Below are 13028 nucleotides of genomic sequence, written 5' to 3'. Positions count from 1 at the left end.
GTCGCCCGAAAGGGTCCGTGTGGCATTCCGGCATCCCCCGATCGGCTCGCCGGTGCCCCTATTAGCCGCACATTACGCACCTGTGACAACGCAGTGGAATCGCCTGTTCACGCTGCGAGTTCAGGCTCTCTCCACGCCTCCGAGAATTATTCTCAGGGACATGTCCAGGGTCGAATGTCACTGAGTATCATTCCGGCTTACCTGGCGTCCCAATCGGCGTTGATCAATACGGAGGGTGATCGGCGACGGGTGCGCCGTCTCGACCACGAACGCAGCGGAGGACCGTTGAGACCGAGTGTCCCGGAAATTCTCGCCCCGGCTTTGATCCCGGCAGGGCTCCCCGGCCGTATCTCAGGCGACGGGGAAGGGTCCGGGCGGAGGTATCGATGCATGCGGTGGTCGAGGAACGGCTCGCGCCGGAGAGGGTGCGCGTGATGGCACGGCAACACTCCGGTGGTCGGTGGCAGGCGCTGGACGGTGGCAACCACCGGGACCAGGGCACGGTGATCCCGCGGCAGGGGCCGCGGCACGAGGCCGCTTCGAGCAGTTCTCCCAGCCACGAGGACACCCTCGTGCGGACACTCTACGAAGAGCACGCGGGCCCGCTGCTGATGTTCGTCCTGCGGCTGACCGGCGGTGACCGGCAGCGCGCCGAGGACATCGTGCAGGAGACCCTGCTCCGGGCCTGGCGCAACGCGCACCGGCTCGGCGCCCAGGGCCAGCAGTCGCTGCGTCCCTGGCTGGTCACCGTGGCCCGGCGGATCGCCATCGACGAGCATCGCAGCGCCAACGCGCGCCCCGCGGAGACGTACGATCGGGAGCTGGAGAGTTTCCCGACCACGTCCGACGAGACCGACAAGGTCCTGCAGTCGATGACCGTGTCGGACGCGCTCCGGCAGTTGAGCCACTCGCACCGGGAGATCCTGATCGAGACGTACTTCCGCGGCCGTACCGTGCCGGAAGCCGCCGAGGCGCTGAACCTTCCGCTGGGCACGGCCAAGTCACGGGTGTACTACGCGCTGCGCGCGCTGCGTACCGCGTTGCAGCAGCGGGGGGTGACGGAATGACGCAGGAGCAGCACTACGACGTCGCCTCGTACGCCCTCGGCATCCTCGACGACCGCGATGCCGCCCAGTTCGAGGACCACCTGATCGACTGCGCGCAGTGCGCGTACGAGCTGGAGTCGTTCGTCCAGGTGGCGGACGTCCTCGCGACCGTCGACGCGGAGGCGTTCGTGGCCGCCGAGCGGGCCGAGCGCGACGGTGCGGTCCTGAACCGCATGATGCGCGAGGTCGGCGCGGAGCGGCAGCGGGCCAACAGCCGCCGGCTCTACTCGCTGGCCGCCGCCGTGGTGGTCTTCGCCATGCTGTCCATCGGCGCGCTGTTCGCCGGCGGCAAGTGGCTCGCGCCGGACCAGGCGGGCACGACCGAGACCGGCGCCCAGGGCGGCGCCAGCCAGCTGGACCAGCTGCCGAGTGCCGACGGGGTGGCCATCGGTGGCACCAAGCTGCCCGGCGACAACTACAGTGGCACCGACAACCGGACCAACGTGGCCGCCGCGGTCGGCCTGCTGAAGAAGGACTGGGGCACCCAGGTCTCCTTCGCGGTCGCCAACATCAGCGGGCCGAAGACGTGTGCCCTCTTCGTGGTGCGCACCGACGGCACGGCCGAGAAGGTCGCCGACTGGACGGTCACCGAGACCGGCTGGGGCACGGCGGCCAACCCGACCCCGCTGATGCTCCAGGCGGTCACCGCCACCCCGCGGGACAAGATCGCGCACGTCCAGGTCCAGGAGATCACCTCGACCGGGGCCGGCGAGACGCTGGTTCGCGTTCCGTAACCGTACGACCACGAAAAGGTCCGGTCGCCCACGCGGCCGGGCCTTTTTCGTGCGCCGGGTCATCTCTTTACGTACGGCCGGGCCGGAAGGTTCAACCGAAAAATCATTGATTTGATCCACCCGAATGTTCAACCGACTCCGCACCCTCTCCGTACTACTGCCCGGAAATGGCAGAGCCATGAATCAGCCGGGAGGGCTCGTGGTACCGGAGAAGCGAAAGTTGATGGTCGTCGGTGCGGCGCTGGCGGCGGTGATCACCCTGCCCGGTTGTGCCCCGGCCGGATTCGACGCGGGCGCCGCCGACTACGGGAACGCGGCCGAGCCGGCCTCCAACGACGTCCAGGCCTCGCCGGGCGCGACCGGTGAAGCCGTCGCCGCGGCCGATCCCACCGCCGAGGCGACCGCGCCGGCCGACCCGGCCGGCGGTGGCGAGGCGAACACCCCGGAGATCAGCGACGAGGTGGCCACCACCGAACTGAACGCGACGAAGGTGGCCCGGATGGGCAGCACCGTTCAGGACGAGGACGGCTTCGTGCTCTACCGCTTCGACAAGGACTCCGACGACCCGGCGAAGTCGAACTGCAACGGCGACTGCGCCAAGATCTGGCCGCCGGCGGTCACGAACGACGGGGAGCCGACCCTCAAGGGCGTCGACAAGTCCCTGGTCGGGACGGTCACCCGGGCCGACGGCACCAAGCAGCTCACCCTCAAGGGCTGGCCGCTCTACCGCTACATCGGCGACAAGAAGCCCGGTCAGTGGAAGGGCCAGAACGTCAGTGGCACCTGGTTCGTCATCACGCCCACCGGCACCAAGAACCTGACCTGCCTGCCGGCCGTGTCGAAGCCGGTCGCTCCGCCGTCCGACGACACCTCCGGCGAGGCCGGCAGTGGCGAGTCCGGCGGCGACTACAGCTACTGATCTGGCAGAGAAGAGGCATTGGAGGACATGATGAGGACCCGCCGTAGCCCCCGATGGCTGGTCGGCACCCTGGCCCTATCCCTGGCGTTCATGGTGGCGCCGGCCGGGGTGGCTCACGCCGCGGAGCCGATTCCGGTTCCGCAGACCTCAGGCCTGCCGAACAAGGGCACCGGCACGCTCAGCGCGGCCGACCGTGACTTCGTGATCAAGGTGCGACTGGCCGGCCTCTGGGAGGTCCCGGCCGGCAACATGGCCGTGGAGAAGTCGAACAACGCGGCGGTCAAGAAGATCGGCCAGTCGATCGCGGCGCAGCACGTCGCGCTGGACAGCCTGGACCGCACCGCGGCCAAGAAGCTCGGGATCAGCCTGCCGAACCAGCCGAACGGCGACCAGCAGCTCTGGCTGAACGAGATGCGCACGGCGGCGACGCCGGAGCAGTTCGACCAGATCTTCATCGACCGGCTCCGCGCCGCGCACGGCAAGATCTTCCCGGCGATCGCCACGATCCGGGCCACCACGCGCAACGACACGGTCCGCGCGCTGGCACAGCAGACGAACCAGTTCGTCGCCACGCACATGACCCTGCTGGAGAGCAGCGGGATCGTCGACTACGCCGCGCTGCCCACAGCGCCGGCGCCGGCCGCCGCCGGACAGGGACCGGTCCCGATCGACAACCAGATGCTGGTCGCGGCGACCAACGGGGACAGCATCCCCGGTCTCAGCAACACCGTAATCCTGTTGGTCCTCGCTGCCGCGCTGGTGGTCGGGGTCGTAACGACCATGCGCATCTTCCGCGCGCGGTAAGTCGAAATCGCCCACGGCGACGAAGAAAGGTGTCACCCATGCGAAGGTCCAAGTACCGCCGCGCCAATTCCCCGACTTGGTTCAGCGGTCGGCGCCGCATCGCGATCATCGGCGCCGCGGCGCTGGCGGCGTTCGGCGGCGTAGTGACCGTCACCCAGATCTCGAACGCGGCCACCGAGGACACGGTCACCGACCGGGCCATGGCGGCGTGTGACGATCTGCAGGCGCCGAAGTCCTCCCGGCTCTCCACCCAGACCCGGCGGGGCACGTACACCACGAACAACGGCAAGGTCACGCAGCACCCGGACGACGGTGCCGGTGACGTGGCGACGACCGCGGACGTGCGGAACCGCTGCCGCGAGTGGGTGCTGAACAACGTCGCCTCCGAGTCCGAGGCCACCACCCTCCGGCGTAACCGCGGCAACAACGGCGGCCGGGGCAACAACAACGGTGGCGGCCGGGGCAACAACAACGGCGGTGGCGCGGCACCGAGCGCCAGCGCCGCGGCGCCCACCGACGGAGCCACCAGCGCGCCCGCCGACGGAGCGACCAGCGCCCCCGCCGACGACCAGAACCAGGGTGGTGGCGACCAGAACCAGGGCGGTGGCGACCAGAACCAGGGCGGTGGCGACCAGAACCAGGGTGGTGGCGACCAGAACCAGGGTGGTGGCGACCAGAACCAGGGCGGCAACAACGGTGCCGACCAGGGCGGCGACCAGCCGGATCCCGCTCCCACCGCCACCACCCCGCCGCCCGGCGCCGGGCTCGGCATCCTGACCAACAGCTGCGAGACCTCCGACCTGGAGGCGCACGACGGCTTCCAGCGTGGCAACCGCTGCGTCTCGACCGAGTTCGGTGAGGTCGGCGCCGCCGCGAACAACCCGACGCTGCTGATCACCGGCGCGCCCCGGCAGGTCAACCGGAACACCCCGTTCACCCTCCAGGTGAGCACCCGGAACCTGATCCGTGACCGGTTCCTCGCGGCCGGCCAGGGCGGTTACTACGTGGAGTCCAGCGTTCTCCAGAACGGCCTGGTCCGCGGTCACTTCCACACCGCGTGCCGGATCCTGGACAGCCAGAACCAGGCGCCCGCCCCGGACCCGGTCCCGGCGTTCTTCGTCGCGACCGAGGACAGCCAGGGTGGCGCCCAGCCGGACACCGTCGCCATCCAGGTGCCGGGCCTGCCCCAGGCAGGCACCTTCCAGTGCTCCTCGTGGGCCGGTGACGGTTCGCACCGGATCCCGATGATGGAGCGCGCCAACCAGACGCCGGCCTTCGACTCGGTCAAGATCCGAGTTCGCTGACCGGCGGCAAAGACCGCGGACGCCGCTGCCGCTGTCGCCGGACCGAACCGGACCGGGGTCTCCCACCCCGGTCCGGGCCCCCCATCGGTCCGGCGACCGTCCTTCCCCCTGCTGGACGAGAGCGCGGCGGGCCACCCGGCCACCACCGGGTTCGGCGCCCGCAGAGGGAGACCGGACATTCTCGGGCGTCCGGTCACCACAACCGATGGCCCTGACCCCGGAGCACGGTCAGGGCCATCGGTCTGCCCGGACGGAGTGTCATAGTGGCGCGGTGGAAGTCGTCCGCCGCCTGCGCCCACCCGAGCGTTATGCCTTCGCCGTCTCGGTGCGGCCACTGCTGGTCCCGAAGCACGACCCCTGCGGGCGGCTCGGCGAGGACGGTCTCTGGCTCGCCATGCGTACCCCGGCCGGGCCGGCCTCGCTGCACCTGGCCCGCGCCGCCGGTGAGCTGATCGCGACCGGTCACGGGCCGGGCGCCGAGTGGGCCGCCGACCGGGCCGACGCGATCGCCGGCCTCCGCGACGATCCGGGCGATCTGCCCACTCTCGCCGCGGGGCATCCGCTGGTCGCCCGTCTGGCCAAGACCTTCTCCGGGGTACGCCTACCGGCCACCGGACAGATTTTCCCGCGACTGCTCCGCGCCGTCCTCGAGCAGAAGGTCACCGGCAAGGAGGCGCACCGGTCGTACCGTGCGGTCTGCCGGCATTTCGGTGAGCCGGCGCCGGGCCCGGCCGGTCTGCTGCTGCCGCCCGATCCGGCCGCCGTGGCGGCCACCGCCTACTGGGAGTTCCATCCGTTCGGCGTCGAGCAGCGCCGCACCGAGACCCTGCTGCGGGCCGCGCGGGTCGCGGACCGGCTGGAGCGCTGCGCCGACGCGGCCGAGGCGACCACCCGGATGACCGCGCTGCCCGGGATCGGCCCGTGGACCGCCGCCGAGACGGTGCGGTACGCCTACGGCGACCCGGACGCGGTGAGCGTCGGCGACTTCCACATCCCCAACACGGTGGCCTGGGCGCTGGCCGGCGAGCCGCGCGGCACCGACGCCCGGATGCTGGAGCTGCTCGAACCGTTCCGCGGCCATCGGGGCCGGGTCTGTGACCTGCTCGCCCTGGGCGGCATCCAGGCGCCGAAGTTCGGTCCCCGGATGCCGCTGCGGTCGTTCGCACGGTTCTGATCCGCCACCCTCCGCTACGGTGTTCACCGAATGTGCGTTTTGTCCCGGAGGGTGGGTTGATGGGTGGCGTCGGTGTGCCGATCCTCCTGGTGCTTCTGCTGATCCTGGTCAACGCGGTGCTCACCGGCAGCGAGATGGCCCTCGTCTCACTGCGCGACGGCCAGGTCCAGCGCCTGGAGCGGGAGTCGCGCCCCGGGCGGGTGCTGGCCCGGCTCACCCGTGACGCCAACCGCTTCCTGGTCACCGTCCAGATCGGCATCACCCTGGCCGGCTTCCTGGCCTCCGCCGTGGTGGCCCTCTACCTGTCGAAGCCGCTGGCCGGCCGGCTCGGCTTCGCCGGCACCGCGGCCGAGCCGACGGCCACCTTCCTGACCACCGTGGTGCTCACCTTCGTCACGCTGGTGCTGGGCGAGCTGGCGCCGAAACGGATCGCCATGCAGCGGGCCGAGAGCTGGGCGCTGCTGGTGGCCCGGCCGCTCGACCAGCTGTCCCAGTTCTCCCGCCCGATCGTCTGGCTGCTCGGGAGGGCCACCGACCAGGTGGTGCGCCTGGCCGGCGTCGACCCGCACGCCCGGCGTGACGAGGTCACCGCCGAGGAGATCCGCGAGCTGGTCGCCGCCCAGCAGGAGATCTCCGCCGAACAGCGGACCATCATCACCGGCGCCTTCGAGATCGCCGACCGGATCATGCGGGAGATCCTGGTGCCCCGCCGTGACGTGCTGACGCTGGCCAGTGGACGGCCGGCCGCCGAGGCGCTGCGCACGCTGATCGACGGCGGGCACTCCCGCGCGCCGGTGATCGGCAAGGCCGGGCTGGACGATGTGATCGGTGTGGTGCATCTGCGGGACCTGGTCGGCGCCGACGGGCCGGTCGACGACGTGGCCCGGCCGCCGCTGTTCCTGCCGGAGACGCTGCGGGTCTCCGACGCGCTCATGCAGTTGCGGGCGGAACGGCAGCCGCTCGCCCTGATCGTCGACGAGCGCGGCGCCATCGACGGCATCGTCACCATCGAGGACCTGGTCGAGGAGATCGTCGGGGAGATCTACGACGAGACCGACCGGGACGTCGCCGCGACCGTACGCGAGCCGGACGGCGCCCTGCTGATGCCCGGCTCGTTCCCCATTCACGACCTGCCCGACGTCGGGTTCCGCGGCCAACCGCCGGAGGAGGGCGACTACACCACGATCGCCGGGATGGTGCTGGCCGCGCTCGGGCACATCCCGACCGAGCCGGGGGAGGTGGTGACCCTGCCCGAGTTCACCGCCGAGGTGACCGAGGTGACCGGCCGGGCCATCACCCGGGTCCGGGTCCGCGCCCTGGCCGAGTCCATCGACGCCGACTGACCCGGTGTGCGACAGATCACCCGGCGCGGCAATAGGCTTCGATGCATGACAGAGTCGTCGAACGCCTACGAGTATCTGGACAACGTCGACCCGCGGGAGCAGGCCCGGCTCGCGGCGGTGCGCCGCTACCGGTTGGTGGACCAGCCGGTCGAGGACGCGTACGACCGGATCGCCTTCGTGGCCGGCGCCCTCTTCGGCACGCCGATCGCCACCGTCTCCCTGGTCGAGCAGGACCGGGTGTGGCTGGCCGCCTGCCAGGGGCTGACCGGCGTCCGCGAGGTCGGCAAGGAGCCCGGCCTGTGTGCCTCGGTGATCGCGCAGGACGACGTCTACGTGATCAACAACGCCGCCGTGGACCCGCGCACCCTGGAGCACCCCCTGGTCCGGGGGGAGCTGGGTCTGCGCTTCTACGCCGCCGCCCCGATCCGCACCCACGACGGCTATCGCCTCGGCACCGTCAACGTGATCGACAGCGTGCCGCGGGAGGCGACCGCGCGGCAGCTCACCGCTCTGCAGCACCTGGCCTCGGTCGTCGCCGACGAGCTGGAGCTGCGGCTCATGGTGATCCGCAGCGCGGCCGCCGAACAACGCATGCGGGAGACCGTGAACTGATCACCGTTTGTGGGTAATCGAAAGGCATGATCTGGAACTTCGCTCGCAAACTGATCCTGACCGCCATTCTCGTCCCGCTCGGTGCCGCGGGCGCCCGGAGGCTCAGCGCCGCGGTCGAGCGCCGGCGCGGGCCGAACCGCGCGTCGCGCCTGCTCCGGCAGGGCGCCGACACCATGCAGACGCTGTTCGGCCGGAAGAAGCGCCGCCGCTTCGGGTTCCGCTGAGCCCCCTGATTGGATTTTCGCCGGACCGGGTAACGGCGGCGTCATGCGAACCCCACGCACGATCGCCGTCGTCGCCCACCAGCGCAAGAGCCTCGGTGGTGGGCTCGACGAGCTGCGCCGCCTGCTCACCGGCCGCGATGTCGAGAAGCTGATCTGGCATGAGGTCCCGAAGAGCCGGAAGGCGCCGAAACGGGTCCGTGAGGTGATCCGGGACGGCGCCGACCTGCTCGTCGTCTGGGGCGGCGACGGCATGGTCCAGCGCACCCTGGACGTCCTGGCCCGGGAGAAGGGCGGCGGCCGGATCCCGGTCGCGATCATGCCGGCCGGCACCGGCAACCTGCTGGCCGGCAACCTCGGCATCCCGGAGGACCTGGAGAAGGCCGTCGAGATCGCCTTCACCGGCGAGCGCAGGCGGTTCGACCTGGGCCGGATCGCCGGCGAGCACTTCGCCGTGATGGCCGGCGTCGGCTTCGACGGCGCCATGATCAAGGACGCCGACGGCGGGCTGAAGGACCGGCTCGGCAAACTGTCGTACGTCTGGACCGGCCTGCGCCACGTCAACGGCGAGGCGCCGCGCGTGCGGATCAGAATCGACGGCACCGACTGGTTCGACGACGAGGCCAGCTGCGTCCTGATCGGCAACGTGGGCACCATCACCGGCGGCATCCGGGCCTTCGACGACGCGTCCCCGGACGACGGCTGGCTCGACGTCGGTGTCGCCACCGCCCAGAACGCCCTCCAGTGGGCCCGCGCGCTCGGCACCATGGCGGTCACCCGCTCCGACCACTCACCGTTCGTCCGGATGACCCGCGCCCGCCGGGTCGACGTCACGCTCGGCTCCAAACTGGAGTACGAACTCGACGGTGGCGCCCGGGCCAAGACCAGGAAGTTCTCCGCCAAGGTGGTCCCGTCCGCGGTCCGGATCTGCGTCCCGGCCGAAAAGCCTATGGCCGGGGACACCGCCGCTGCGATTACCTGACCCTGTTGGACAGCGGGAGGGCGGATGGCGGGGCGGCACGTGGCGGCGGCCGGAGACGTCACCGCGATCCTCGACGCCCTGGAAGCGCACCGGGTGGAGGTCTGCCTCAGCGGCGGGTGGGCGGTCGACGCCCTGCTCGGCGAACAGACCCGGGAACACTCCGACCTCGACCTGTGGGCCCCGGCGGCCCACCTGGAGTGGTTGTTCCGGGCACTGGCCGGCCGCGGCGTCGACCGCGTCTTCCCGTGGCCCGGCGACCGCCCGTGGAACTTCGTGCTGCACGACGGCGACCGGCTCCGCGTCGACCTGCACCTCTACGAGAGGCTTCCGGACGGGCGGCTGCACTTCGGCTCGCCCGTCGACGGGGTGACCTTCCCGGCCGCGGCGCTCAACGGGCAGGGCCTGATCGACGGGCAGCCGGTGCGCTGTGAGGTCCCGGAGTGGGCGGTGCGCTGGCACACCGGTTACCCACCCCGGGCCGCCGACCGGCACGACGTGCCGCTGCTCTGCGCCCGCTTCGGCATCGCCCTGCCGGACAGCTTCTAGGCGATCTGCTGCCACCAGCCGTCGACCGGCGGCGGGTTGTCGACGTCCACCCGCTCGCCCGGGCGCGGGACGGCCAGCCTCACCCCACGGGCCTTGGCCTCGCTCCAGACCCGGTCGGCCGGCTCCGCCCAGTCGTGCAGCGCCAGGTTGAAGGTGGCCCAGTGCACCGGGATGAGCAGGCCGCCGTCCACGTCCACATGGGTGGCGACGCCGTCCTCCGGGGTCATGTGGATGTCCGGCCAGGCGTCGCCGTACGCGCCCACCTGCACCAGCGTCGCGTCGAACGGGCCGTGCTCGGCGCCGATCGCGGCGAAGCCGGGGAAGTAGCCGGTGTCGCCGGAGTAGAACACCTTCCGGGTCGGGCCGGCGATCACCCAGCTCGCCCAGAGTGTCTCGTCGCGGCCCAGGCCACGGCCGGAGAAGTGCCGGGCCGGCGTCGCGGTGAACTCCACCCCGGCGACCGTGGCCCGCTCGTCCCAGTCCAGCTCCACGATCCGGGTGGGCGGGACGCCCCAGCGCTCCAGGTGCGCGCCCACCCCGAGCGGCACCAGGAAACGGGCGGCCTGCAGGTCCACCAGCGTCTGCACGGTGGCCATGTCGAGGTGGTCGTAGTGGTCGTGGGAGATCACCACGGCGTCGATCGGCGGCAGCTCCCGCAGCGCGATCGGCGGCTCGTGCAGGCGCCGCGGGCCGGCCAGCCGGGACGGGGAGCAGCGTTCGCTCCACACCGGGTCGAGCAGCACCCGCCGGCCCTCGATCTCGATCAGCGCGGACGAATGTCCATACCAGGTGATGTGCAGACCCTGGGCGTCGCCGCCGGTCGGCGGGGTGAGCACCGGGACCGGCTGGTGCGGGCGCCGCGCCTCGCGCCCGGTCAGCGCCTCGGCGGCCAGCCGCGGCATCGACGCGGCGGTCACCTCGGAGGCGGGCACGGTGTTGCGGAACTTCCCACCGGAGAACTGCGGCGACGCCTGCACCCGGGCCAGCCGGGCGCCCCGCGCCCGGGCGCCGAGCTGCGCCGGAATGTCACGGGCGGCCCACACCGCCGCGGCGCCCAGCGCCAGAGCCATCACGGTACGGGTACGCCTTCGCTTCGCCATGTGACCCAGTCTGACCTGCACCGGTCGGCCAGTGCCACCGCGACCCTCAGCCTCTCCTCAGTTAGTGACCGGTATGACACACTGCCGCGGTGACGCTCGATACCCTTCAAACGCAGCAGCACCTGATCGTGCGCCAGCGCATCCGTCTCATGGTCAACCAGTACGAGGTCCACTCCGTCGACCCCGCCACCGGTGGGGAGGCCGGGATCCTCGCCTTCGCCCAGCAGAAGCGGCTGGCGTTCAAGGAGCAGGTGACCCTCTACACCGACGACACCAAGCAGACCCCCCTGCTCGGTTTCAAGGCCCGCCAGGTCATCGACCTCGGCGCCACCTACGATGTCACCGACGTGAACGGGCAGCCCATCGGCCTGTTCCGGAAGAGCTTCGCGGCTTCGCTGCTCCGGTCCACCTGGGTCCTCGAGCAGCCCGGCTACGGCGAGATCACCGGCCAGGAGCGCAACCAGTGGGTGGCGATCCTGCGGCGGTTCGTGGACTCGCTGTCGTGGCTGCCGTACCACTTCGACTTCACCATCCAGGGCCGGCCGGCCTTCTCGGTGGTGCGCAAGTGGGGGCTGCGGGACACGTACCGGGTCAGCATCCACGACCCGTCCCTGGACCGCCGTCTCGTGGTGGCCATGGCCGTCGCTCTGGACGCTCTGCAGTCTCGCTGAGACCACCCCGGTAAGTTTTCGGGCATGGATGATCCGCGTGCCCAGCGCCTCTTCGGTGACCGTCTGGTCGCCCCCGGTGACCTGGCGTCGAACCCCTTCCGAGTGGACCGGGACCGGATCGTCAGCTCGCCCTTCCTGGCCCGTCTCGCCGAGGTCACTCAGGTGATCAGCCCCGGCGGGGCGGGCCTTCTGGTGCACAACCGGCTCACCCACAGCCTCAAGGTGGCCCAGGTGGGCCGGGCCATCGCCGACCGGCTCCGGGCCGCCGCCCCGGATCTCGCCGAGAAGCTGGGCGGCTGCGACCCGGACGTGGTGGAGGCGGCGGCGCTCGCCCACGACCTCGGGCATCCGCCGTTCGGGCACCTCGGCGAGCGGGTGCTGGACCGGCTGGCCCGGCACCGGCTCGGGCTGCCGGACGGGTTCGAGGGCAACGCCCAGTCGTACCGGATCGTCACCAGCACCGAGATCCGCGGTCAGGCGACGATCGGGCTCAACCTGACGAACGCGGTCCGCGCGGCGATCCTCAAGTACCCGTGGACCCGGCGCACCCACCCGGACCCGCACCCGCGGTTCATGGACCCGCCGCCACGCGGCGCCGCCGCGCCGCCCGACGACCCGGACGGCGGCTCCCTCAAGTTCGGCGCCTACTCGACCGAGATCGCCGACGTGCGGGCGGCCCGGGCGCCGTTCGCCGGACGGGTCGCCGACTGGCAGCAGACCGTCGAGGCGTCGGTCATGGACACCGCCGACGACATCGCGTACGCCATCCACGACCTGGAGGACGTGCACCGCCTCGGCGTGCTCCAGCAGGGACTGGTCGCCACCGAGCTGATGACCTGGCAGCGCTGGGGCCCGGAGACCGACCTGGACCGGGCCGGCGGCGCCATCGAGTCGCTGCGCCGCCAACTGCACCGCAAGGACGGCTGGATCGCCGACGACGACGCCTTCGCCGGGGCCGTCGAGCTGGTCCGTGCCGAACTCGTCGACGGCCTCCTGGCCCGGCCCTTCGACGGCTCCCTGGAGGCCGAGGCCCGGGTCGCCGCCTTCTCCGCGAACTGGACCCGCCGCCTCGTCGAGTCGGCCGAGTTGATCGAACAGCCGGCCGTCCGCAGCGGCCATGTCCAGCTGGCCCGCGCCCAGTGGCACGAGGTGCAGATCCTCAAGTTCGTCCAGAACCGTTTCGTCCTCGAACGCCCCGACCTGGCCCTGCATCAGCGCGGCCAGGGCCGGCTGCTGTCCTCCCTGGTGGAGGCCCTGCTCGCCTGGCTCACCGACCCCGACGAGGAACAGCGCCTGCCACCCCGCCTGCGCGACCTGGTCGAACTGGCCGAGGCCGAACTCCCGGCCGGCACCCCGGACCGCCTCTCCCAGGCCCGCGGCCGTGCCGTCATCGACTTCGTGGCCGGCCTCACCGACAGTCAGGCCGTCGGCCTCCTCGAGGCCCTCTCCGGCCGGTCCCGCCAGCTCTGGACCGACGCCCCGGTCCTGTAGAACCCGCGTACCGGGAAGGGG

The 13028-nt window shown here is 71.5% G+C and carries 14 protein-coding genes; 13 read left to right on the top strand and 1 reads right to left on the bottom strand.

The features are described from left to right. Positions 1-386: 386 nt before the first annotated feature. From J5X75_RS00560 to J5X75_RS00510, 11 genes are all read left to right on the top strand, one after another. Positions 387-1067 (top strand): sigma-70 family RNA polymerase sigma factor, encoded by a 681-nt coding sequence (locus J5X75_RS00560; protein ID WP_208465127.1) that lies wholly within the window; start codon positions 387-389, stop codon positions 1065-1067. Then, on the top strand, positions 1064-1840 hold the full coding sequence (locus J5X75_RS00555) for a hypothetical protein (RefSeq protein WP_208465126.1): 777 nt from the start codon (positions 1064-1066) through the stop codon (positions 1838-1840). Before J5X75_RS00560 ends, J5X75_RS00555 begins: the two co-directional genes overlap by 4 nt. A gap of 223 nt (positions 1841-2063) precedes the next feature. Further along, entirely contained in the window at positions 2064-2759 is a 696-nt protein-coding gene (locus J5X75_RS00550; RefSeq protein WP_208465660.1) for a hypothetical protein, read from the top strand. A 30-nt stretch (positions 2760-2789) separates the two neighbouring features. Then, positions 2790-3563: a DUF4142 domain-containing protein gene (locus tag J5X75_RS00545; protein ID WP_183216139.1), complete on the top strand. Its 774-nt coding sequence runs from the start codon at positions 2790-2792 to the stop codon at positions 3561-3563. A gap of 38 nt (positions 3564-3601) precedes the next feature. After that, entirely contained in the window at positions 3602-4867 is a 1266-nt protein-coding gene (locus J5X75_RS00540) for a Pecanex-like protein 1 (RefSeq protein WP_208465125.1), read from the top strand. Between the two features lie 205 nt (positions 4868-5072). After that, positions 5073-6041: a DNA-3-methyladenine glycosylase family protein gene (locus J5X75_RS00535; protein ID WP_372450822.1), complete on the top strand. Its 969-nt coding sequence runs from the start codon at positions 5073-5075 to the stop codon at positions 6039-6041. Positions 6042-6100: 59 nt separating this feature from the next. Further along, a complete protein-coding gene (locus J5X75_RS00530; protein WP_208465122.1) occupies positions 6101-7384 on the top strand; it encodes a hemolysin family protein in 1284 nt (427 codons plus the stop codon). A gap of 45 nt (positions 7385-7429) precedes the next feature. Beyond that, on the top strand, positions 7430-7996 hold the full coding sequence (locus tag J5X75_RS00525; protein ID WP_208465120.1) for a GAF domain-containing protein: 567 nt from the start codon (positions 7430-7432) through the stop codon (positions 7994-7996). A 26-nt stretch (positions 7997-8022) separates the two neighbouring features. After that, positions 8023-8220: a hypothetical protein gene (locus J5X75_RS00520; RefSeq protein WP_208465119.1), complete on the top strand. Its 198-nt coding sequence runs from the start codon at positions 8023-8025 to the stop codon at positions 8218-8220. Positions 8221-8263: 43 nt separating this feature from the next. Continuing rightward, entirely contained in the window at positions 8264-9199 is a 936-nt protein-coding gene (locus J5X75_RS00515; protein ID WP_208465118.1) for a diacylglycerol/lipid kinase family protein, read from the top strand. Between the two features lie 24 nt (positions 9200-9223). Then, positions 9224-9745 carry a nucleotidyltransferase domain-containing protein gene (locus J5X75_RS00510; RefSeq protein WP_208465117.1) on the top strand — a complete coding sequence of 174 codons (522 nt, stop codon included), beginning with the start codon at positions 9224-9226 and terminating at the stop codon, positions 9743-9745. On the opposite strand, the gene J5X75_RS00505 is transcribed toward J5X75_RS00510, so the two are convergent. Next, positions 9742-10845 (bottom strand): MBL fold metallo-hydrolase, encoded by a 1104-nt coding sequence (locus J5X75_RS00505; RefSeq protein WP_208465116.1) that lies wholly within the window; start codon positions 10843-10845, stop codon positions 9742-9744. The genes J5X75_RS00510 and J5X75_RS00505 overlap by 4 nt on opposite strands. Before the next feature lie 149 nt (positions 10846-10994). Between J5X75_RS00505 and J5X75_RS00500 the strand changes: the two genes are divergently transcribed. Both J5X75_RS00500 and J5X75_RS00495 read left to right on the top strand, forming a co-directional pair. Further along, positions 10995-11516, top strand: a complete 522-nt coding sequence (locus J5X75_RS00500) for an LURP-one-related family protein (protein WP_238487148.1) — start codon at positions 10995-10997, stop codon at positions 11514-11516. 24 nt (positions 11517-11540) lie between these two features. Then, positions 11541-13007 (top strand): deoxyguanosinetriphosphate triphosphohydrolase family protein, encoded by a 1467-nt coding sequence (locus J5X75_RS00495; RefSeq protein ID WP_208465113.1) that lies wholly within the window; start codon positions 11541-11543, stop codon positions 13005-13007. Positions 13008-13028 lie beyond the last annotated feature (21 nt).

It is taken from the genome of Actinoplanes flavus (assembly GCF_017592555.1).
Lineage (GTDB): Bacteria > Actinomycetota > Actinomycetes > Mycobacteriales > Micromonosporaceae > Actinoplanes > Actinoplanes flavus.
Note: the sequence above shows the minus strand (reverse complement) of the source record. Positions and strands in the feature narration are given on the sequence as shown.

Coding starts and splice junctions, on each gene's coding strand:
- J5X75_RS00560 (WP_208465127.1), top strand. CDS start 387: ATGCATGCGGTGGTCGAGGAACGGCTCGCGCCGGAGAGGGTGCGCGTG.
- J5X75_RS00555 (WP_208465126.1), top strand. CDS start 1,064: ATGACGCAGGAGCAGCACTACGACGTCGCCTCGTACGCCCTCGGCATC.
- J5X75_RS00550 (WP_208465660.1), top strand. CDS start 2,064: ATGGTCGTCGGTGCGGCGCTGGCGGCGGTGATCACCCTGCCCGGTTGT.
- J5X75_RS00545 (WP_183216139.1), top strand. CDS start 2,790: ATGAGGACCCGCCGTAGCCCCCGATGGCTGGTCGGCACCCTGGCCCTA.
- J5X75_RS00540 (WP_208465125.1), top strand. CDS start 3,602: ATGCGAAGGTCCAAGTACCGCCGCGCCAATTCCCCGACTTGGTTCAGC.
- J5X75_RS00535 (WP_372450822.1), top strand. CDS start 5,073: ATGGCCCTGACCCCGGAGCACGGTCAGGGCCATCGGTCTGCCCGGACG.
- J5X75_RS00530 (WP_208465122.1), top strand. CDS start 6,101: ATGGGTGGCGTCGGTGTGCCGATCCTCCTGGTGCTTCTGCTGATCCTG.
- J5X75_RS00525 (WP_208465120.1), top strand. CDS start 7,430: ATGACAGAGTCGTCGAACGCCTACGAGTATCTGGACAACGTCGACCCG.
- J5X75_RS00520 (WP_208465119.1), top strand. CDS start 8,023: ATGATCTGGAACTTCGCTCGCAAACTGATCCTGACCGCCATTCTCGTC.
- J5X75_RS00515 (WP_208465118.1), top strand. CDS start 8,264: ATGCGAACCCCACGCACGATCGCCGTCGTCGCCCACCAGCGCAAGAGC.
- J5X75_RS00510 (WP_208465117.1), top strand. CDS start 9,224: ATGGCGGGGCGGCACGTGGCGGCGGCCGGAGACGTCACCGCGATCCTC.
- J5X75_RS00505 (WP_208465116.1), bottom strand. CDS start 10,845: ATGGCGAAGCGAAGGCGTACCCGTACCGTGATGGCTCTGGCGCTGGGC.
- J5X75_RS00500 (WP_238487148.1), top strand. CDS start 10,995: ATGGTCAACCAGTACGAGGTCCACTCCGTCGACCCCGCCACCGGTGGG.
- J5X75_RS00495 (WP_208465113.1), top strand. CDS start 11,541: ATGGATGATCCGCGTGCCCAGCGCCTCTTCGGTGACCGTCTGGTCGCC.